At 62.1% G+C, this 20,003-nt stretch carries 17 protein-coding genes, 1 tRNA gene and 1 pseudogene; 15 read left to right on the top strand and 4 right to left on the bottom strand.

Features of this window, described 5'->3' with window-relative positions:
• The first annotated feature begins 91 nt into the window (after positions 1 to 91).
• The 8 genes from FF124_RS14555 (at position 92) to FF124_RS14520 (ending at position 10,222) form a co-directional block, all read left to right on the top strand.
• Positions 92 to 1,078 carry an ABC transporter permease gene (locus FF124_RS14555; RefSeq protein ID WP_138749203.1) on the top strand — a complete coding sequence of 329 codons (987 nt, stop codon included), beginning with the start codon at positions 92 to 94 and terminating at the stop codon, positions 1,076 to 1,078.
• A gap of 7 nt (positions 1,079 to 1,085) precedes the next feature.
• Positions 1,086 to 2,222, top strand: coding sequence for an ABC transporter permease (locus FF124_RS14550; RefSeq protein WP_138749202.1), 1,137 nt, complete (start codon positions 1,086 to 1,088; stop codon positions 2,220 to 2,222).
• A 9-nt stretch (positions 2,223 to 2,231) separates the two neighbouring features.
• Positions 2,232 to 3,272, top strand: coding sequence for an ABC transporter ATP-binding protein (locus FF124_RS14545; RefSeq protein ID WP_210237474.1), 1,041 nt, complete (start codon positions 2,232 to 2,234; stop codon positions 3,270 to 3,272).
• Complete coding sequence (locus tag FF124_RS14540; protein WP_138749201.1) at positions 3,269 to 4,324, top strand: ABC transporter ATP-binding protein; 1,056 nt, start codon at positions 3,269 to 3,271, stop codon at positions 4,322 to 4,324. The genes FF124_RS14545 and FF124_RS14540 overlap by 4 nt, the downstream gene beginning before the upstream one ends.
• A complete protein-coding gene (locus FF124_RS14535; RefSeq protein ID WP_138749200.1) occupies positions 4,321 to 5,577 on the top strand; it encodes an HAD family hydrolase in 1,257 nt (418 codons plus the stop codon). The genes FF124_RS14540 and FF124_RS14535 overlap by 4 nt, the downstream gene beginning before the upstream one ends.
• Positions 5,570 to 8,065, top strand: coding sequence for a hypothetical protein (locus tag FF124_RS14530; RefSeq protein ID WP_187326946.1), 2,496 nt, complete (start codon positions 5,570 to 5,572; stop codon positions 8,063 to 8,065). Before FF124_RS14535 ends, FF124_RS14530 begins: the two co-directional genes overlap by 8 nt.
• 13 nt (positions 8,066 to 8,078) lie before the next feature.
• Positions 8,079 to 9,179, top strand: a complete 1,101-nt coding sequence (gene bglB / locus FF124_RS14525) for a beta-galactosidase BglB (protein WP_138749199.1) — start codon at positions 8,079 to 8,081, stop codon at positions 9,177 to 9,179.
• Positions 9,180 to 9,469: 290 nt separating this feature from the next.
• A complete protein-coding gene (locus FF124_RS14520; RefSeq protein ID WP_138749198.1) occupies positions 9,470 to 10,222 on the top strand; it encodes a pyridoxine 5'-phosphate synthase in 753 nt (250 codons plus the stop codon).
• Positions 10,223 to 10,284: 62 nt separating this feature from the next.
• Here the strand turns inward: FF124_RS14520 and FF124_RS14515 are convergent, their stop codons facing one another.
• The gene (locus FF124_RS14515) at positions 10,285 to 11,166 is read right to left on the bottom strand and encodes an NmrA family NAD(P)-binding protein (protein ID WP_138749197.1); all 882 of its coding nucleotides are present in this window, start codon (positions 11,164 to 11,166) and stop codon (positions 10,285 to 10,287) included.
• A gap of 144 nt (positions 11,167 to 11,310) precedes the next feature.
• Between FF124_RS14515 and FF124_RS14510 the strand changes: the two genes are divergently transcribed.
• From FF124_RS14510 to FF124_RS14480, 7 genes are all read left to right on the top strand, one after another.
• Positions 11,311 to 11,709, top strand: a complete 399-nt coding sequence (locus tag FF124_RS14510) for a winged helix-turn-helix transcriptional regulator (RefSeq protein WP_138749196.1) — start codon at positions 11,311 to 11,313, stop codon at positions 11,707 to 11,709.
• Positions 11,710 to 12,566: 857 nt separating this feature from the next.
• The gene (locus FF124_RS14505; protein ID WP_138749195.1) at positions 12,567 to 13,190 is read left to right on the top strand and encodes a TetR/AcrR family transcriptional regulator; all 624 of its coding nucleotides are present in this window, start codon (positions 12,567 to 12,569) and stop codon (positions 13,188 to 13,190) included.
• Positions 13,191 to 13,245: 55 nt separating this feature from the next.
• Positions 13,246 to 14,265: a ketol-acid reductoisomerase gene (ilvC, locus tag FF124_RS14500; RefSeq protein WP_138749194.1), complete on the top strand. Its 1,020-nt coding sequence runs from the start codon at positions 13,246 to 13,248 to the stop codon at positions 14,263 to 14,265.
• A 272-nt stretch (positions 14,266 to 14,537) separates the two neighbouring features.
• Positions 14,538 to 15,764 (top strand): aminotransferase-like domain-containing protein, encoded by a 1,227-nt coding sequence (locus FF124_RS14495; RefSeq protein WP_138749193.1) that lies wholly within the window; start codon positions 14,538 to 14,540, stop codon positions 15,762 to 15,764.
• Positions 15,765 to 15,891: 127 nt separating this feature from the next.
• Positions 15,892 to 16,632, top strand: coding sequence for an NUDIX hydrolase (locus FF124_RS14490; RefSeq protein ID WP_138749192.1), 741 nt, complete (start codon positions 15,892 to 15,894; stop codon positions 16,630 to 16,632).
• 42 nt (positions 16,633 to 16,674) lie between these two features.
• Positions 16,675 to 17,583: a PhzF family phenazine biosynthesis protein gene (locus tag FF124_RS14485; protein ID WP_138749191.1), complete on the top strand. Its 909-nt coding sequence runs from the start codon at positions 16,675 to 16,677 to the stop codon at positions 17,581 to 17,583.
• Between the two features lie 134 nt (positions 17,584 to 17,717).
• Positions 17,718 to 17,793, top strand: a tRNA-Lys gene (locus FF124_RS14480).
• Positions 17,794 to 18,219: 426 nt separating this feature from the next.
• Here the strand turns inward: FF124_RS14480 and FF124_RS21045 are convergent.
• From FF124_RS21045 to FF124_RS14465, 3 genes and pseudogenes are all read right to left on the bottom strand, one after another.
• Positions 18,220 to 18,336 (bottom strand): annotated as a pseudogene (locus FF124_RS21045) (IS3 family transposase); the annotation flags it as partial.
• Positions 18,337 to 18,364: 28 nt separating this feature from the next.
• On the bottom strand, positions 18,365 to 19,396 hold the full coding sequence (locus tag FF124_RS14470; protein WP_138749190.1) for a LacI family DNA-binding transcriptional regulator: 1,032 nt from the start codon (positions 19,394 to 19,396) through the stop codon (positions 18,365 to 18,367).
• A gap of 7 nt (positions 19,397 to 19,403) precedes the next feature.
• The gene (locus tag FF124_RS14465) at positions 19,404 to 20,003 is read right to left on the bottom strand and encodes a dual specificity protein phosphatase family protein (protein WP_138749189.1); all 600 of its coding nucleotides are present in this window, start codon (positions 20,001 to 20,003) and stop codon (positions 19,404 to 19,406) included.

Below are 20,003 nucleotides of genomic sequence, written 5' to 3'. Positions count from 1 at the left end.
CTCCCGAGCAAGGGTTCCGCGAGAATGCGGAGCCGGCCGGCCGCCCGTTTCGCCACGGGCGGCCGGTGGGTGGCAATGCGGAGAGCAGACGATGGCAAACTTCCTCTGGCGACGGCTTCTATGGGCCATTCCGACCCTGATCGTCGTTTCCTTCATATCCTTCATCATCATTCAGCTTCCGCCGGGGGACTATGTCACCGCCTATGCCGCGGAATTGCGCAACAGCGGCGAATACATCACCGCCGCGCAGGAAGACGCGATCCGCACGCAACTCGGACTGAACGATCCGATTCTCGTGCAATATGTGCGCTGGATCGGCAATATCGTGCTGCATGGCGATTTCGGCCAGTCGTTCCACTGGAACGCGCCGGTCTCCGAGCTGATCTGGGGCCGTCTGGCGCTGACGCTGTTGCTCTCCTCGCTGTCCCTGGTGTTCACCTGGATCATCGCCATTCCGATCGGCGTCTATTCGGCCCAGCGGCAATATTCGATCCTGGACTATGTCTTCACCGTGTTCGGCTTTCTCGGCAAGGGCATTCCCGATTTCCTGCTGGCGCTGATCCTGATGTGGATCGGATTTGCCTGGCTCAACATCGATGTCGGCGGCCTGATATCCCCGCGTTTCGAAGGCGCGCCGCTGTCGCTGGCGAAGATCGGCAACATCCTTGAACATGTCTGGATCCCGATCGTCGTGCTGGCGACGGGCGGCGCGGCCGGCCTCATCCGCGTGATGCGCGCCAACATGCTCGACGAGCTCGGCAAGCCATATGTGGAAACGGCCTATGCGCAGGGACTTTCCGAACGTCAGGTGGTCTGGGGCTATCCGGTGCGCGTCGCGCTCAACCCCTTCATCTCAACGGTCGGCTGGGCCCTGCCGGCGCTCTTTTCCGGCGACGTCATCACCGCCGTCGTGCTCAACCTGCCGACCACGGGACCGCTGATGCTGCAGGCTTTGAAGATGCAGGACATGTATCTCGCCGGTGCCTTCATCCTCATCCTCAGCGTCTTCACCGTCATCGGCACGCTGCTCTCCGACATTCTTCTTGCGTGGTCCGACCCGCGCATTCGTTACGCGTGAGGCCGTCATGACCTACGAGACTTCCGTCTACGCAGAAGAAAACGAACTGGCGACGGCCGAACAGGGCATCTACACCGCCAATTCCTGGAAGCTGATGTGGTGGCGCTTCCGCCAGCACCGGCTCGCGCTGGTTTCGCTGATCTTCCTGGTTCTGGCCTATCTCGTTGCGATCTTCGCAGAAATCGTCGCGCCCTATGCCCCTGATTCCATCGAACGGCTGGAAACCTTCGTGCCGCCGCAGATGGTGCGCTTCGTCCATGAGGGCGAGCTGACGCGGCCCTTTGTCTATGAACTGAAGCGCACGCGCGATCCGGAGACGGCACGCGTCACCTATGTCGTCGACAAGTCCAAGCCACTGCCGATCAAGTTCTTCGTTCATGGGGAGAAATACAAGTTTTGGGGCATTTGGAAGGCTGATCTCCATCTCTTCGGCATTGATGCCCGCCGCCAGAAGGTCAATCTTCTGGGCACGGACTCCCTTGGAAGGGATCTGTTCTCGCGCCTCGTCTATGGCGCGCGCGTGACCCTGTCGGCCGGTCTGGTCGGCGTGTTCTTCGCCTTCGTGCTCGGCCTCTTCTTCGGCTCGATCTCGGGCTATTACGGCGGCTTTGTTGACACGGCGATCCAGCGCATGATGGAGTTCATCCGCTCCGTGCCGACAATACCGCTCTGGATGGGGCTTGCGGCGGCCCTGCCGATCGCCTGGAACCCGCTCTTCGTCTATGTTCTGATCACCCTTATCCTGGCGCTGATCGGCTGGACGCATCTCGCGCGCGTCGTGCGCGGCCGCTTTCTTTCCCTGAAATCCGAGGACTATGTGATGGCCGCGCGTCTTGCCGGCGCTTCGGAATACCGGGTGATCACCAAGCACATGCTGCCGGCCATGACCTCCTACATCATCGCGGCGATGACGCTCGCCGTGCCGGAGATGATCCTCGGCGAGACGGCGCTGTCCTTCCTTGGTCTCGGCCTCAGGCCCCCCGTCGTCTCATGGGGCGTTCTGCTGCAGGATGCGCAGAACCTGCGATCGATCTCGCTCGCCCCATGGCTGCTTGCGCCTGGTCTCGCCGTGGTCGCGGTCGTGCTGGCCTTCAATTTCCTCGGCGATGGTCTGCGTGACGCGGCCGACCCCTACGGACAATAGGTTTTTGCCATGCTGGACAAGACGAACAACAAAATGCCCCCGGAGCGACTTCTGCAGCTCGATGATGTCGAGGTTGCCTTCAAGACCCGAGACGGGCTGGTGAAGGCCGTTGACGGCGTCAACTATCACGTCGATCGCGGCGAGGTGCTGGGCATCGTCGGCGAGAGCGGTTCCGGGAAATCGGTCACGGTCAGGGCGATCATGCGGTTGCTGGCCAGGAATGCCGAGGAAGGGAAGGGGGAGATCCGCTTCAATCCGGACGGCGACAAGGAATACCGGCTTGACGGGCTGAAACGCGACAGCCGGCTGATGCGGCAGTTGCGGGGCGGACGGATCGGCATGGTCTTTCAGGAGCCGATGACGGCGCTTTCGCCCGTGCATTCGATCGGCACCCAGATCATGCGCACCGTCATGCTGCATCGTCGCGTCGGCAAGGAGGAGGCGCGCGCCCGCGCGATCGATCTCCTGGCGCGCGTGCAGCTTCCCCAGCCGGAACGCCTTGTCGACAGCTATCCGCACCAGCTTTCCGGCGGCATGCGTCAGCGCGCCATGATCGCGCTCGCGCTTGCCTGCGATCCCGCACTTCTGATCGCCGACGAGCCGACCACGGCGCTTGACGTCACCACCGAGGCACAGATCCTCGAACTGCTGAAATCGCTGCAGCAGGAACTCGGCATGGCGATCGTCTTCATCACCCACAATTTCGGGGTGGTCGCCGACATCGCCGACCGGGTGGCGGTGATGTATCTCGGCCGCGTGGTGGAGACGGGCCTCGTCGACGACATCTTCTACAATCCGCAGCACCCCTATACGCGGGCGCTGCTCGGTTCCATTCCGCGTCTCGGCCAGAAGAAGCAGAGACGGCTGAGCGTTATCAAGGGCTCGGTGCCCGACCCCTACAACATTCCCTCCGGTTGCGTGTTTCACACGCGCTGCGATTACGCCGATCCATCGGTCTGTGCCGTCAGAACGCCGCCGCGCGTGCCTTTCGAGCGTGGACAGGAGGCGCTGTGCCACTTTGCCGGAAAACTGCCGGAGGCCGGACAATGAGCGACGCCACCAACAAGACTGTTTCCATGCCGGATGACGTCCTGATCTCGGTGCGCGGCCTGAAAAAGCACTTCACCGTCAAGGGAGGGAAGAAAGGACGCGACCTGAAGGTGCTGCGCGCCGTGGACGACGTCAGTTTCGACATTCGCAAGGGCGAGACCTTTGGTCTTGTGGGTGAAAGCGGCTCGGGCAAATCCACCGTCGCACGACTGATCCTCAGGGCCTACACGCTGACCGACGGTCAGATCCTGTTCCGCGAGCAAGACGGGAAGGTGATCGATATCTCGTCGATGAGCGACAAGGCGTTGCGGCCGGTGCGGCGCGAGATGCAGATGATCTTCCAGGATCCCTATTCCTCGCTCAATCCGCGCATGACATTGCTTGATCTCATCGGCGAGCCGATGGTGGTGCATGGCTATTCGAAGGACGAAATCGCCAAGCGGGTGGGCGAGCTTCTCTCCTTCGTCGGCCTGAGACCCGAATACGCGACGCGCTACCCGCATGCCTTTTCCGGCGGCCAGCGCCAGAGGATCGGCATTGCCCGCGCGCTGGCGCTTTCGCCCGCCTTCATTGCCGCCGACGAAGCCGTATCGGCACTCGATGTCTCGGTTGCGGCCCAGAACATCAATCTCCTGCAGGATCTGCAGGAGCAGTTCAATCTCACCTATCTGTTCATCACCCACGACCTCGGCATGGTCGAACACATCTCCGACCGGATCGCGGTGATGTATCTCGGGCAGATCGTCGAGCTCGGGGAGACCGACCGGCTGTTCTCCCGCCCGCGCCATCCCTATACGGAAGCGCTTCTGGGGGCCGTGCCGCAGCCCGATCCGCGCAAGCGGTCGTCGGAGAGGCGGGGCGTGCTCAAGGGCGAGGTTCCAGACGCTTCCGACCCGCCCTCGGGTTGCGCCTTTCACCCGCGCTGCGCCTATGCGACGGAGCGCTGCGCTGCCGAGAAACCTGCGCTGCGAGAGGTCGACGGCCGCGCGGTGCGCTGTCACTACGCCGAAACGCTGACCCTGCAGGGCGTCGGAGAGGGGGCGGAGGCATGACGCTGTTTTCCGTTGCCGATCCCGCGCCGCCCGAGGGCGTTGGCGACGCGGAGTTCTCGCTGGCCGAGAGGCATCGCCCGGTGCTGATGCTCGATCACGCCGAGCCCGCGCCGCCGCTGGCGATGGGTTACAGCGTGGTCCGGGAGGCTCAAAAGTCTCCTTCGTCGAAATTCCGGCTGACGCCGCCTGACCGCGGCGCGGTGATCGAATACGCGATCTGGCATGACTGGGATATCCAGCACCTCTACGACCTCGAGCACGTCTGGGTCCATCTCGACCGGCGAGGCGATGTCATTCGGGTCGAGGGATCGATGCATGGCATGCGCGTCTCGATCGATGATGGCAGCGGGTTGCCGGAAATGCGCAACGGACGGCCGGTGCTCTATGTCGAACCGGGAAAACACGCGCTCTGGGGCGTTTCCCGGATCATGCAGTCCATGAGCGGTTCGAAGATTGCCGAGATGTGCGGCCGTGAGGCCGGCGCTGGCGGCATCCACGCCGGCAACGCATTTGCCGAGGAAGGCGCCTGGTCGGCTGGGCCCCAGGACCATCGCCTGGCACGGCTCGCCATGAAACGCGCGGCCTTTGTTCCGCGCTTCGCATTCGTGGCGGCCGAAGAACCGGTCCTCATGCCGTGGAAAACGCTTGAGGCCTGGATACCCGAGCGGATGAAAGCGTTGATCGCGGCGCTTCCCGAGAGCGTGCCGCATCTCGCCGCTGTGTTCCTCGACTGCGGCGACACGCTGATCGACGAGGCGACCGAGGTGAAGAAGCCGGGCAGCGAAGTGGTGGTTCAGGCAGAGGAGATTCCCTTCGCTATGGATGCCGTCCGGCAGCTCCATGACCATGGCTACAGGCTGGCGCTGGTCGCCGACGGACCGCGCGAGACCTTCGAGAACATGCTGAAGCCGTGCGGTATCTGGGACCTGATGGAATGCCATGCGATTTCCGGCGATGTCGGCGAGCACAAGCCGTCGCCGAAGATGTTTTCCGCAGCCCTTGCCGGCCTTGGCCTCGGCGACGGCGACCGGTCCCGCATCGTCATGGTCGGCAACAATCTCGCCCGCGATATTCGCGGCGCGAATGATTTCGGCCTGATCAGCCTCTTCGTCGGCTGGTCGAAACGGCGGACGCATGTGCCGGCGGATCCGTTGGAGGAACCGCATTTCCGCATCGACCGGCTCGACCAACTGGTTTCGGAGATTAAGGCCATCGAACTTTGCCTGCCTGTCCGGGAGAATGAACATGCCTGAACGCGCGCGCTTTGTTACGCACACGGGCGAGACCGTGACCGCGTTCGCTTTGGGGCGGCTGGAAGCCAGCTATTATCCCGGCGCGGTGACGCGCGGGGCCGACAATGTCGACTACAAGTTCATCAACGGCTTTGTCGATGTCGGCGAATTGCCGTGCCGGACTGCGGTTCGCGCCGAAATCGCCGGCCGCACGGTTGCGCTCGATGATGATTTCGAGATCGTCTCGACCAATCTTCCGGGCTTCAATCGCAGGCTGGAATTCTCCGGTTTCTGGCACCGCCCGACGCGGCTTTCCCGCTGGGTCCGCACCCGGCTCATCCCGCCGGCAGGCGGCAGTTACCCCTTCCGCCTTACCACCTGCGGCGGCGTCCACATCTTCGTTGATGGCAAGAAGATCGCAGCCTTCGAGCCCTATACCCGCAACGCGGCGCAGGAGACGGAAATCGTCCTGCCGCTGGCACAAGGCGGTTCCGATCTGGTCATGCTGGTCGAGGAAATCGCCGAGCGCGACACCAATTATTTCGTCGAGCTGACCTGGCTCGGCCAGGGGCCGCTTGCGGCGGAAGTGCCTGGTAACGCCGATGGCAAGACGCTTGAAATGCTGATGGCGCTTGCCCGCGCCATCCGGCCGGCCCGCGTTGTCTTCGGCGAAGGCGAGGATCTGCGTCTTGTCGTCGACCAGCCCGCGGCATCGGCCGTCACAATCGAGGCGAAAGTGCACCAGAGCGTCCACATGCGCCACCTGCCGCCTCTGTTCGAGGCCGTATCGACGCTTGCGGTTGGCGATAAGGAGGCGGCATTCGTCCTGCCTGGGGAACTGCCCGACGGCTATCACGAACTGGATATCGCGTTCTCGCTCGGCGAAAGCCGCGTCAACCGCACCATTGCCTTCGCCCTTCTGCGGGACGACAGCCCGCATCGACTGGCCGACGATCTCGCTGCCCGCAAGAGGGAAGGGCTTTCCTGGCTTGCTGAACACGGCGAACTCAGGGCCGGGCGGGTGCTGGCGCGCCTTGCGCTCGGCCTCGATCTCGATGCGGGCGATCGCGCGGCGCTTGAGGACACGCTCGATGCGATCGACACGCGAAGGGACTGCTCGGACTTCGTCATCGTTCCGCTGTTGTGGATCTATGCCGATCATCGCGAGGCGCTGCCGCCTTCACTGCGATCGCGCATCGAGGCGGCCATCCTTGGCTATCGTTACTGGATGGACGAGCCGGGCAATGACACGATGTGGTTCTGGAGCGAGAATCACGTCCTCTGCTTTCATGTGGCGGAACTGGTCGCCGGCGGTTTGTTCGCGGAGGACGTTTTCGCCAATTCCGGCATGAGCGGGCGCGCGCATGCGGCCCTCGCGGAAAAGCGTCTCGCGCGCTGGTTCGATGCGGTCGAGGATCATGGCCTCGCCGAATGGAACTCGGCGGCCTATTACCCGATCGATTTCATCGGCCTTCTGGCGCTGCAGCGCTTTGCCGGCGAGGGGCTCAGGGCGCGGGCCGAGACGGTGCTCGACCGGCTGTTCTCCATGATCGCGCTGCATACGATCAACGGTGTCTCCGCCGGGTCGATGGGCAGGGCCTATGACAAGGAATTGCGCGCCGGTCCGCTTTCGGAACTCGCACCCTTTGCCACGATTGCCTTCGGGACCGGCTGGCTCAATCGCGGCGTGGCCGCGCTGCCGATGTTCTGCGCCGGCGATTACGTTCCGCCTGAAGGTGTTGACCAGTTCGTCGACCCGCCCGAGGGCCGGGCCATTTCCGCCCATTACGTGCAGGGCTATGGGCGCGCGGCACAGCTTGCGCTTTACAAGACCGCGGGCGTGCAGCTTTCCGCGAGCATCGATGCAACGCCGGGTGCGAAGGGCCATCAGCAGCACCTCATCGACGTGCAGGCCGCTGGCCATCCGATGGCTCGCGTCTGGGTCAATCACCCGGGCGCCGACGATCCATGGGGGTCCGACAGGCCGTCCTACTGGGCAGGCAATGGCGTCATGCCGCGCGTCGGCCAACATCAAAACTGCTGCCTGTTCCTGAGTGACCTCGGCGAAAACCCGCGCCTTGCCTTCACCCATGCCTATGCGCCGCTCTCCGTCTTCGACGACCAGATCGCGGGAGAAGATTTCCTGGTGCTGCGCTCGGCGGAAAGCTTCGTAGCGCTGAAGGCGACGGGGCCGATCGAACCGGTCGATGAAGGTCCGGGCGCGGGCATCGAACATCGCGTCCGGGGAAAGCGCAGCGGCTGGGCGATCATGGTCGGCGCCCTTGGCGGACGAAGCTTGAGCGGGCTTGCCGCATTGGTCGAAGGAACGAGCCTCCGCCTTTCGGACGATCCGCCGAGCCTCTTCTGCGAGGGGCCGCTCACGCCCGCGCTTCGCCTTGACTACCGCGACGGCCTTTTCGTCGAAGGTCGACACGCGCCATTCCCGACGACGTCGCAAATGCCTGAAATCGCCTGGCGCGCAGCTTTCGCCGTGCCGGCCTCGAACTGAAAAGACAAGAACAATGCACCACGACAGACAGGAACTTCTGGGCTATCTCGAAAGCGTCGCCACCGGCCTTTCCCGTATCAGGGGCATCAACGAGACCGCGCCGATTGCCGAAGGCACGTTCTCGATCCAGTTCGACGAGTGGGACTGGGAGATCGGCGTCGGTCTTTACGGGCTTTATCGCCACGCCTGCCAGACCGGCGACCTCGACCTCATCGGCGCGCTTGCCGACTGGTATGAATGGCAGATTTCACGCGGACTGCCGCCGCGCCAGGTCAATTCCACCGCGCCGATGCTGGCGCTCTCCTTCCTGATCGATGATGTCGATCGGCCCGAATGGGAGGCGCTGGTCAAGGACTGGGCCGCATGGCTGATGACAGGGCTTGCCCGCACCGAGGACGGCGGCTTCCAGCACGTCGTCAAGGAACGGATGAATGACGGCGAAATGTGGGACGACACGCTGTTCATGACCTGCCTCTTCCTGGCGCGCGCCGGCAAGCGCTTCGACCGGCCCGACTGGGTGGAGGAGGCGGTCTACCAGTTCCTGATCCACACCCGCTACCTCGGCGACGCGAAGACCGGCCTCTGGTATCACGGCTGGACCTTCAACGGGCGCCACAATTTCGCGAACGCTCTGTGGGCGCGCGGCAATTCCTGGATCACCATTGCCATTCCCGAATTGTTTTCGATCGTGGAGAGCCTGCCGCCGGCAACGAGCCGCTACCTGACGAATGTTCTGTTGTCCCAGGTCTCGGCGCTCGCCAGTCTGCAGAATGCGGAGGGCTTCTTTCATACGCTCCTCGACGACCCGTCGGCGCCCATCGAGGCCTCGGCGACCGCCGGCATCGCCTATGGCATATCCCGGGGCATTTCGCTCGGCATCCTGCCGGAGACCTTCCGTCCCGTCGCAGACAAGGCGTTTGCCGCGGTTCTCGGCTGCATCGGCGATGACGGCATCGTGGCCCATGTCTCCGACGGCACCCCGATGGGCCATACGCTCGACTTCTATCGCCGGATTCCCGACATTCCAGCGCCCTATGGCCAGGCGCTGACCATGCTGATGCTGGTCGACGCGACGGCGCATTCGGCTGAAGCCGAAAGGGCGCGAGTCTCCTGAGCGCTTCCCGGTCGTCCGCTACCGCATGTTTTCTTTGCCAGGCCAGGCGGCCCTTCGGGGCCGTCGCGAGGAGGAGATACGGCGTTTTTGATCGCCGAAAAATTAATAGAGTAGTTTAAAAAATATGAATAAATAATTGTAATTAAATCATAATAATGATGTCCTATTTCCAGGTCATCGTTTCAATGAGGTGCGCAGATCTGTCCGGCTGGCGAAAATCGTGAAAAAATCTGTTTCGGTAAAGCCGCCTGTGCATATATGAATGGCGCCTCTGAGAAACGGAGGAGAACATGGCCGCGAGACTGTCCGTCAACCTCAATGCGATCGCCCAATTGCGCAACCGCCGGGATCTTCCCTGGCCGAGCGTGCGCCATCTTGGCAGGATCGCGCTTGAAGCAGGCGCCTATGGGCTGACGGTTCATCCCCGTCCGGACCAGCGTCACATCCGTTTTTCCGATCTTCCGGTTATCCGTGCCCTGATTGACGACGAGTTTCCGCAGGCCGAGTTCAATATCGAAGGTTTTCCGAGCGATCATTTCATCGGGCTTTGCCTTGAGAGCGAGCCGGAGCAGGTGACCCTGGTGCCGGACGATCCGGCTCAGTCGACCTCGGATCACGGTTGGGACTTCATTGCCAATCGCGACCTTCTGAAGCGCACCATTGCGCGGCTGAAGAAGAAGAATGTTCGCATCTCGCTGTTTGCCGACGGTGATGCGGGCAGGGCGCAGCTGGAGGCGGCGCGCGACAGCGGCGCTGACCGGATCGAGCTTTATACCGGGCCCTATGGCGGCGCCTATGATCAGCCGGAACAGCAGAAGGCGATTGCCGCGCAGCTCGGCGAAACCGCCGCGACCGCGCTTGAACTCGGCCTCGGCGTCAATGCCGGGCACGACCTGACGGTCGGCAACCTGCCGCTGCTTGCAAGCCATATTCCGCATCTCTGTGAAGTGTCGATCGGCCACGGTCTGACCGCCGACGCGCTGGAATACGGCATGGCCGAAACAGTGCGCCGGTTCCGCCGCGCCTGCGGCGAACACGTCTGAACCGCAGGGCAGCGCGCATGCCCGATCGAGACCGGACACGCGCATTGGCCAAAGAGACCGGTCTAGAAGGCGGCCTTGTTCTCCTCGAAGAAGGCGCGCAGCGAGCGCGGCTTCATGCCGGTGAGCCTTTCGAAGTCGTCATTGACGATATCGAAGCCGCCGACGCGGATGTTCTCGTCGGCGCTGACGGAAAGGTCAACGACGAAGGGCGGCAGGCCGGCGCCGGCCAAACCTTCGCGCAAGGCATCGGCGCTGATATGCTCGACCTTCAGCGGCTTGCCGGTGACGCTGCTCGCGAGCGCCGCGATCTCGTCCACCGTATGGCTTTCCCCGTCATTCAGCGTCAGGATGCGACTTTCGCCGCTTTCCGACAGAAGCGCCGCGGCGACGGCGCGGGCGCAGTCCGCGTGGCCGATGAAGGATTGCTTTCCGTTGCCGGCAGCGCTTGCCCATACCCCTTGCGAGAAGGCATGCGGCAGGCTCATCAGCAGATTTTCCTGATACCAGCTGTTGCGCAGGATGGTGTAGGCGAGGCCGCTTGCGATGATCGCCTTTTCTGAGCCCAGATGGTCCGGCGCGAAGCTTATCTTGGAATGTTCGGGGTCGGGCAGCGAGGTGTAGATGAGGTGGTCGGCGCCGGCCTTCTTCGCGGCCTCGACGGCGGCGGCGTGCTGGACGACGCGGTCGGAGCCGGGATCGATCGCATCGGTTGAGATGATCGCGATCCGTGCCGCGCCGGCAAAGGCCGCTGCCAGCGAGGCGGGGTCATTGAAATCCGCCCTGCGCACGTCCACGCCCTTTTTCGCATAGTCTGCGAGTTTCTCGACCGTGCGCGTGGTCGCGATGATCTGGTCCGGCGCCTTGCCCGAGGCCAGAAGACTATCCAGGGTTTCACGGCCAAGCTTGCCCGAAGCGCCCGTTACCAGAACCTTTGTGTCCGTCATGATCTGTCCTTTCATCATGTCCGATAGAGATATGGTCTCGAAACGAGACTGGACTTGATGTATGGATTGCCCGGCAATTGTAAAGAAGGCACCATTTTGTGGCGCGGTTACACGCCTGTGCCCATGGGCGGAAAGTTTTGACGAATGGACAAATGTGTGGACGAGCGCATGGACGCTCTGCTGGGCGCGAAAGACCTCGAATCCTGTCCCGTTCGGGACGTTCTCAGCCGGGTTTCCGGCAAATGGAGCACGCTTCTGCTTCTGGCGCTGAGCGACGGACCGCGACGCTTCTCCGAACTGAAACGCTTTGCGCCGGATATTTCACAGCGCATGCTGACCAAGTCCCTGACCGATCTCAGGCGGGACGGCTATATCACCCGCAAGGTCTATCCGACCCAGCCCCCGCAAGTGGAATATGCGCTGACGGAGGAGGGGACGTCGTTTCTCGATGCCTGGCAGGGGGTCGTTGTCTGGGCCAAGGAAAATCGCGACCGCGTTCATGCGGCCCGGAAGCGTTTTGATGCCGAAATAGACGGGGGCTGACCAAAAGCAAACACCCCGGCGCAGGGGAATGCCGGGGTGCTTGTCGGAGGTCGTTTGGAAGATATACCGCCTTAACGACGGCACTGTCTTTCTTGTTCCCTGATATGGTTAATTTTCGCGCGTTTTCAATCCTCGCAAGGCGCTGAAAGCGGCGACAGTGCGGATCCGTAAACAAGACAATGACCGGGACGTCGTCACGCCCTGGCCTGATTTCATTGACAGGTTGAGAAACGAGAAACACCCCGGCGCAGGGTTCTGCCGGGGTGTTTCCGGAGGTCATCGCAAACGTGCAAGGCTGAGGGCAGAGACGTGCCGATCAGGAGCCGCATCACGATGAAGGCGGAACGGGCGGAAGGGATCGCCCGTGCTGTTGAGAAGAAGATAGTCAGTCCGGTCTATATAGTCAATCGTTTGATTAAATAATTTGCGGATAAAGCCAAGGCTTCGCCAAGGCCGCAGACTGCTGACAAACCTGTCCCCGTTTACGGACGTCATCCTCGGCCTTGTGCCGAGGCTCCCATCACGCCGCCGAACGGGCGGCGTTGGTGTTTTTAATGTATTGTTTTCCAATACATTTCCAATCGAGACGTTTGTCTCGTCGACAGGTGCGCAGCATCGCGCGAGGATTTTGACGCCCTCGGGGGCCATTCCAGCCGCACCCCTTCGGGGCCGGGCAGGCGCAACCCGGTTTGCATGGATCCGCAAACAACCGTCGCATTGCGTTTGTTCAGTTTCACACGCTGAAAGGCCATGCTCGCTCCCTCTCTTGCGATTTCGCTGCTTTGACCGCTTGACGGGGCGGAGAAACTACGGCAATAGGTACCGTACCGTACCGTACCAGACACGAGAGCAGTCCATTGATCGACGACGTCGACACCGAACTTCATTTCACGCCCCGCCAGCAGGCGGTTCTCGAACAGGCGCTTCTTCTGCTTGTCGAAGGCGGCGAGAAGTCCGTCACGACGGCGGGGATCGCGCGCGCGGCGAGTTGTTCGAAGGAAAGCCTCTACAAATGGTTCGGCGACCGTGATGGTCTGCTTTCCGCCATGATCGCCTATCAGGCAAGCAAGGTCCGTACATTCGAGAGCGCCGGCCACAGGCTTGATGCCGACGAACTTCGCCACCACCTCGGCGCCTTCGCACGGGATCTGCTCGAGGTTCTGGCCGGCGATGTTTCACTTGCCCTCAACCGGCTTGCGATCGGCCGCGTCAGCAAGGACGGACAGAAACTCGGTCGCATGCTTCTGGAGCGTGGCCGGGCGCAGATCGACCAGCGGGCGCGGGCGCTTCTCGAAGACGGACGCCGCTCCGGGCTTCTGGTGTTTGATAATGGCGACGAGGCCTATCGCGTGTTTTACGGGCTCATCGTCGGCGACAGCCATGTTCGTCTTCTGCTTGGAGAGGCCGCCGACCGCGGTCTCTTCCAGCGCCGGGCGGAACGGGCTGTGGAAAGGTTCTGGACGCTTTTTGCGGCCGCATGAATTGCCTGCCGCAAGACGCGGCGAGGCGAAGCTTTTGTCAAGGGAAGGAAAGACAATGCGTGTTTACTACGATCAGGATGCGGATATCAATCTCATCAACGGCCGCAAGGTCGCCATCATCGGCTATGGCTCGCAGGGCCGCGCCCATGCGCTGAATCTGAAGGAAAGCGGCGCGAAGAACATCGTCATCGCGCTGCGCGCCGGTTCGGCTACCGCCAAGAAGGCGGAAGCCGACGGCTTTGAGGTCAAGACGGTTGCCGATGCGGCAGCCTGGGCCGACCTGATGATGATGGCGACGCCGGACGAACTGCAGGCCGGCATCTACAAGAGCGAGATCGCGCCGAACATCCGTGATGGCGCCGCGATCGCTTTTGCGCATGGCCTGAACGTTCACTTCGGCCTGATCGAGCCGAAGAAGACCGTCGATGTCATCATGATCGCGCCGAAGGGGCCCGGCCACACGGTGCGCGGCGAATATCAGCGCGGCGGCGGCGTTCCCTGCCTCGTTGCCGTTGAACAGGATGCGTCCGGGAACGCGCTTGACGTCGCGCTCTCCTACGCTTCGGGCGTTGGCGGCGGCCGCGCCGGCATCATCGAGACAACCTTCCAGGAAGAGTGCGAGACCGACCTTTTCGGCGAACAGGCCGTTCTCTGCGGCGGTCTGGTCGAATTGATCCGTGCCGGTTTCGAAACTCTGGTCGAAGGCGGCTATGCGCCGGAAATGGCCTATTTCGAGTGCCTGCACGAAGTGAAGCTGATCGTCGACCTGATCTATGAAGGCGGCATCGCCAACATGAACTACTCGATCTCGAACACGGCCGAATGGGGCGAATATGTCACCGGTCCGCGCATCGTCACCGAGGAAACCAAGGCCGAGATGAAGCGCGTGCTGAAGGACATCCAGACCGGCAAGTTCACCGCCGAATGGATGCAGGAATGGCATTCGGGTGCTGCCCGCTTCAAGGCCACCCGTCGCCTCAACGACCGTCACCAGATCGAGGAAGTCGGCGAGAAGCTGCGCGGCATGATGCCCTGGATCAAGAAGGGCGCGCTGGTCGACAAAGATCGCAACTAAGCGCTCCCAGTCCCTTTGCTGAAAGTCTTGCGTACCGGGCGGCCTGGCTGCCCGGTACGTTGCGTTTCGGGGCGGGTTCTTACCCTCTGCCGGTTGTTCCCTGGCAGGCTGGAGCGCCACAAAATTACCGCGCTTGCCGAAACAGCGACCGAATATTACTCTGTGGGTTGAAAAAATACGGTTTTATTGCCGAAAAATAGGTCAGTATTGTTGACTTAAATAGCTGGCTATGGTCATGTACGGCTACCAAAAAAGACTTCGAGGAAACCCCCATGCTTGACTGGGAAAAAATCTACGCGACGCGCGCCAAACGCATGGGTGCGTCCGAAATCCGCGAACTTCTGAAGCTTCTCGAGCAGCCCGACATCATTTCCTTCGCCGGCGGCATTCCGGATCCGGCGCTGTTTCCGAACGAGGCGTTTCAGTCGGCCTACAATGATATCCTCTCCGGACCCGAGGCCGGGCAGGCGCTGCAATATTCGGTGAGCGAAGGCTATCCGCGCCTGCGCGAATGGATCGTCCAGCGCATGCGCGCGCGCGGCATCGATGCCGATCTCGGCAATATCTTCATCACCTCAGGCTCCCAGCAGGCGCTGGACTATCTGGGCAAGCTGATGCTCTCGCCCGGCGATACCGCGCTGGTGACCTGGCCGACCTATCTCGGTGCACTGCAGGCCTTCAATGCCTATGAGCCGCGCTACGACCGGCTGGACCTGTCGCGCAATGCCGAACCGCAAGCCTATGCGCAGGCGGCGGAGAAGGCCGGAAGCCGGGTCAAGTTCGCCTATCTCTCGGCCGATTTTGCCAATCCGACCGGAGAATCGCTATCGCCGATGGAGCGCGAGAAGCTGCTGGATATCTCCGAAGCGCTCGATATCGCGGTGATCGAGGATGCCGCCTACCGGGCGCTGCGCTATGAGGGCGAACGGCAGAAGACGCTTCTGGCGATGGATTGCGAACGCTCCGGCGGCATCGAGAACACCCGCACCCTCTATTGCGGCAGCTTCTCCAAGACGCTCTCGCCGGGCCTTCGCGTCGGCTGGGTCTGCGCCGCAACCCCGATCGTCAAGCGCCTGGTTCTTGCCAAGCAGGCCGCCGACCTTCATTCGCCGACCATCAACCAGATGGCGATCGCGCGCGTGGCAGAGGCGAATTTCGAGGCGCAGGCGGAAAAGATCAACACCGTCTATCGCGAGCGCCGCGATGCGATGCTGAAGGCGCTTGCCGATTACATGCCGGCCGGCGTCGAATGGACGCGGCCGCAGGGCGGCATGTTCATCTGGCTGACCCTGCCGGAGAGCATGGATGCGGCGGCCCTTCTGCCGGTTTCGCTGAAAAGCGCCAAGGTCGCCTTCGTGCCCGGCAACGCCTTTTACGCGGACGGCAGCGGGCCCAACCACATACGCCTCTCCTTTTCCTGTTCCGCACCGGCGGTTATCGACGAGGGGATCAGGCGTCTCGGCGCTGTCTTGACCGAGGAACTGGCCGCAGCGGCCTGATTTCCGGCGTTTTTCATTGCCATTCCTGCAAGGCCCGTCATTGCGCATGGCGGGCCTTTTGTTTGGCGGGGCTCTCCTGTAGCGTACGAGCCCCGGCTTTCAGACCCAAATTTCAGCAGGATTTCATATGCCCGTTTCGCTTCTGACCGCCCCGCAGGACTGGCCCCCGGAAAACGAGGCCTTTCCGATCCGCGAGATCGACATTCGCGTCACCGAGGAGGATCCGGTCGGCCTTCAGCGCTTCGATGCCGAGGTCGCGGCGAACTGGGAACGCGAGAAGGCCGCCAATCCCCATCTCTTCAACGGTCGGCTGGTCGCGCTCAACCAGGTGAAACTGTGCGACGGAGCGGTCCGGGCGAAGGGCCAACTCGTGCCCTATGCCTATCACCTTTGGTGGCGTCGCCAGGCCGAAAAGCCGCCGACCTTCCACAGTTTCGGCATGCCCGTCATCCAATCGGCCGATGGCGCCATCATTGCCATTCGCATGAGTTCCATCACCGCCAATGCCGGCAAGGTCTATTGCGCTTCCGGTTCGCTTGAGCAAGATGACATCGTTGACGGCCGCATCGACCTTGACGCCAACATGGCGCGCGAAGTTGCTGAGGAGACTGGCCTTGATCTCACCGAAATGGACGCCGAGCCGGACTATTTCTGCGCATGGTGCGGCCAGATTGTCATGTTCTACCGGTTTTTCCGCTCGCCGCTTGAGACCGCCGGCCTGCTGGAGCGGGTGCGCGAGCATATGCGCGTCGACAGCGAAGGGGAAATTGACGCGGTTCTGGCAATAACCAGCGACAACAGGGACGATTTCGATTACGCCCATTCAATGCCGCCTGTGCTGGACCGTGTTTTCGGCAGGCGCGGGTGAGGGTAGACTGTGCGGCGAAATGGCAGAGGAGCTTTTGCTGAGATGCGGGAATATGCGATCTATGATGTATTTACGGCGGAGCGCTATCATGGCAATCCGCTGGCCGTCGTCTTCGATGCCCAGGGGCTGAGCGACGACGAGATGCAGACCATTTGCTGCGAATTCAACCTCTCCGAGACGATCTTCCTGTCGCCGCCGCAGCACGTGTCGCAATCGGCCGCCGCGCGCATCTTCACGCCGGGCGGAGAACTGCCCTTTGCCGGTCACCCGACCGTTGGCGCGGCGATCGCGCTTGCCGAACGCCAGCATGGAAGCGACAGCGAGATCGACATGGTCTCCGTCATCGGCGAGAAGATCGGCCCGGTGCGCTGCGCCGTGAAGCTCCGGCAGGATGCCGCCAGCTTTGCCGAATTCGATCTGCCAAAACTCTCGCGTCGCTGCATTGAGACCATCGCGCGTGAGAACCTTGCCGAAGCGCTTGGCATTGGAGCCGACGAGATCGGTTTTGAAAATCATGTTCCGACGATCTGGTCGGCGGGCGTGCCCTTCGCGCTCATCCCTGTCAGAAACCTCGGGGTTGCGGAGAAAATCGACTTCGATCCGCGTCGCTGGAATTCCTTTTCTCCGCTGATCGAAGGGCTGCCGGTGTGGGCCTATGTCTATACCCGCGGCGGTGTGCGACACGATATCCATTTCCATACTCGGATGTTTGCGACCGACGGTATTACCGAGGATCCGGCAACCGGATCCGCGGCCGCGGCGTTCTCGGGCGCCATCCAGCATTTCGATGCGCCGGGCGAGGGGTCCCATTCCTTCGTCATCGAACAGGGCGTCGAGATGGGACGGCCCTCCTATATCCGGCTCAACCTGGAGACCGGCCCCGGCGGAGAAATCAGCGCGGCCCGCATCGGCGGCCAGGCCGTTTGCGTGGCGCGCGGCACGCTGCTGTGATGCGTTTTCTTCGCCGTGCGCGGGGCTTTGTAAAGAAAAGGAAATTAGCGTCAAAAAAATGAAACGGGACGCTGGACAATCCGCCGAATCCCCATTATACGGCCCTCACACGACGCGAAAGCGACGTGTCTCGTGGGTGATTAGCTCAGTTGGTAGAGCAGCTGACTCTTAATCAGCGGGTCGTAGGTTCGAGACCTACATCACCCACCATTTTCCTCTCTGATTTCCTTGATGAATTTTAGTGTCATGCACCGACTGACGCATGTTCCGGTTTTCACGAAATTGGAAACTGTTTCCAATTCATGTCCTGTTCTTGTTCCTGAAAGCAGCCGGTTCAATATCGCCCCAACGACTTTCCATGAGTTCCATCGCATCGCGAGCCAAGGACCTCAGTGAGACCTCCCGTCCATAGTGCTGTGCCATTTGCGGGGACATATTGCAGATAGAACCAGCCTGGTTTTCTGTGCAGCCGACTTCTGGCAGATTGATAACGGCGTAGGGTGGAATCGAGCAGATGATTTCTGGCTCGTCCGGTCCGGATATCTCCAGATGCATGGCGTTATTGTCGACCACTACGTCAGCGAGCGGCGCGGCGCTGGTAATCAACGCACGATAGCTTTCCAAGCGCTCCCGTGCGGACGCTTGCTTGCTCAGGCCAAGGTTTTCCTGGCTGCGATCATCAATCACCGCCAGCACCCGAAATTTGCGGGAAGCGCCGAAGCTGCCCGAAAGGGAATCGATTGACCCGCGTGCAGCGGCGAAGAAAAGCCCGTCGCCGGCGTTACGCTCCGCCGGCGTCTGAATGGGGCGGTTCGACGCTGCGAACCGACCGACGTTCAACGAGGCTGACGGGGATGAAATGGTGGGAGCAGGGGGCGTTGGCCGGTCCGGTGATGGCTTTCAGCGTCGCGCTCGTAAGCGAGGACAGCGACTGGCGGATGGTGGTCAGTTGATGCGAGGACCAGTCGGAGATCGGGGCGTCATCGAACCCGATCACCGAGACATCGTTCGGAACGGACAGGCCCAGTTCATGTCGGGCCGTATTCATCACCCCGAGTGCGATTTCGTCGGTCACTCCGAAGATCCCGTCGATGCCCGGCTTGGCGAGCAGGCCGCGGGCGGCCTCGATGCCGGTTTCGTAGGTGTTTCGTCCCTGGCTCCACTGTGTGATCGGCACGTGATGTTGCTCCATCACGGCGATGAACGCCTCCGCGCGCGCCAGTTTTGCCGAGGTGCGGGATTCCGACAGGACGACGGCCACGTTGCTGCAGCCGGCCGCAAGCAATCGTCGCGCGGCAAGCGCGCCGCCGGCCGCCGAATCTGCCTCGATCTGGTCCACAAGGCCGATATTCTCGGGTAGCGGGCGGTTGATGAGAACGAGCCGCGTGCCATTGGCCGCCGCCAGTCGCATCAGCGTGTCCGGAACGGCGCCCGACAGGAGGACTACCGTTCGCACCCGGTATTCGAGAAGCTTTGCCAACGCGTTTTCGATGTCGTCCTGCGCGCGCGCCAGATTGAGCAGCATGCATTGCAGTCCGTTGTCGTAAAGCGCAGCCGTCAGCGCATCGACCTGCGCGGAGATATACGGGTTGGAAAGGTTGGCGCCGACAAGGCCGACGAGATCGGAGCGTTCCTTGTGCAGCGTGCGGGCGAGAAGGTTGACCCGGTAGCCTAGCTCTTCCGCTGCCTTCATCACACGGGCACGGGTTTTCGGGGCAACGCTGGCGCCCTCCGTGAAGGTGCGCGAGACGGCGGAGCGGGAAACGCCGGCCACACGGGCGACGTCGGAGGCGGAGACGAACTTTTCGGCCATGTCCTGCCTAGGGTTTCGTTGTCATGCCGAGAAGGTTGCGCATCCGAACCTCTTCGGCAAGGGCAAGCATCGGCGGCAATGGGTAATTCTCGTCGAGACCGCGCAGGGCGCGCAGATGGGCCAGTGCCGCATCGAAGCTCTCGAAAGCGTCTCGTGCGAAAGTCGACAGCCAGAGCGCGATCAGGGCGACGGACCGCGAACGCCCGCCGCGGCAATGGACCAGAACATGGCCCTTGCGATGCTTCGGATAGTGCGGCTTTGCGGGAACGTAGCCGCGCATCAATCCTTCAACGGTGTGGACGGCAGCGGCGAGAAGATGCGGGTCGTTGCCCGCGCCGTCGATCATGCCGAGCTGGTAGCGGCGGATATGCGTGCCGTCGGAAAGCGTCAAAGGACCGGGAAACATGTTGATCGAAACATTGAGCGTCTCCGTGATCCCGGCCTCAAGCAGGCATTCGGGGTCTTCTGCGGCCGCCAGATTGCCGAGATAAAGCGATTTCGCATGCGGGCCGAAACCTTCGAGCACCGGAAAGAGGAGGGGAACCGTATCCTCCCGCGCTTCCTCTTCGGGCACAAGATCGGGAACGCCGAGTCGTTTCTCTGTCAT

It is taken from the genome of Martelella lutilitoris, assembly GCF_005924265.1.
GTDB lineage: Bacteria > Pseudomonadota > Alphaproteobacteria > Rhizobiales > Rhizobiaceae > Martelella > Martelella lutilitoris.
Note: the sequence above shows the minus strand (reverse complement) of the source record. Positions and strands in the feature narration are given on the sequence as shown.

Coding starts and splice junctions, on each gene's coding strand:
- FF124_RS14555 (WP_138749203.1), top strand. CDS start 92: ATGGCAAACTTCCTCTGGCGACGGCTTCTATGGGCCATTCCGACCCTG.
- FF124_RS14550 (WP_138749202.1), top strand. CDS start 1,086: ATGACCTACGAGACTTCCGTCTACGCAGAAGAAAACGAACTGGCGACG.
- FF124_RS14545 (WP_210237474.1), top strand. CDS start 2,232: ATGCTGGACAAGACGAACAACAAAATGCCCCCGGAGCGACTTCTGCAG.
- FF124_RS14540 (WP_138749201.1), top strand. CDS start 3,269: ATGAGCGACGCCACCAACAAGACTGTTTCCATGCCGGATGACGTCCTG.
- FF124_RS14535 (WP_138749200.1), top strand. CDS start 4,321: ATGACGCTGTTTTCCGTTGCCGATCCCGCGCCGCCCGAGGGCGTTGGC.
- FF124_RS14530 (WP_187326946.1), top strand. CDS start 5,570: ATGCCTGAACGCGCGCGCTTTGTTACGCACACGGGCGAGACCGTGACC.
- bglB (WP_138749199.1), top strand. CDS start 8,079: ATGCACCACGACAGACAGGAACTTCTGGGCTATCTCGAAAGCGTCGCC.
- FF124_RS14520 (WP_138749198.1), top strand. CDS start 9,470: ATGGCCGCGAGACTGTCCGTCAACCTCAATGCGATCGCCCAATTGCGC.
- FF124_RS14515 (WP_138749197.1), bottom strand. CDS start 11,166: ATGACGGACACAAAGGTTCTGGTAACGGGCGCTTCGGGCAAGCTTGGC.
- FF124_RS14510 (WP_138749196.1), top strand. CDS start 11,311: ATGGACAAATGTGTGGACGAGCGCATGGACGCTCTGCTGGGCGCGAAA.
- ilvC (WP_138749194.1), top strand. CDS start 13,246: ATGCGTGTTTACTACGATCAGGATGCGGATATCAATCTCATCAACGGC.
- FF124_RS14495 (WP_138749193.1), top strand. CDS start 14,538: ATGCTTGACTGGGAAAAAATCTACGCGACGCGCGCCAAACGCATGGGT.
- FF124_RS14490 (WP_138749192.1), top strand. CDS start 15,892: ATGCCCGTTTCGCTTCTGACCGCCCCGCAGGACTGGCCCCCGGAAAAC.
- FF124_RS14485 (WP_138749191.1), top strand. CDS start 16,675: ATGCGGGAATATGCGATCTATGATGTATTTACGGCGGAGCGCTATCAT.
- FF124_RS14470 (WP_138749190.1), bottom strand. CDS start 19,396: ATGGCCGAAAAGTTCGTCTCCGCCTCCGACGTCGCCCGTGTGGCCGGC.
- FF124_RS14465 (WP_138749189.1), bottom strand. CDS start 20,003: ATGACAGAGAAACGACTCGGCGTTCCCGATCTTGTGCCCGAAGAGGAA.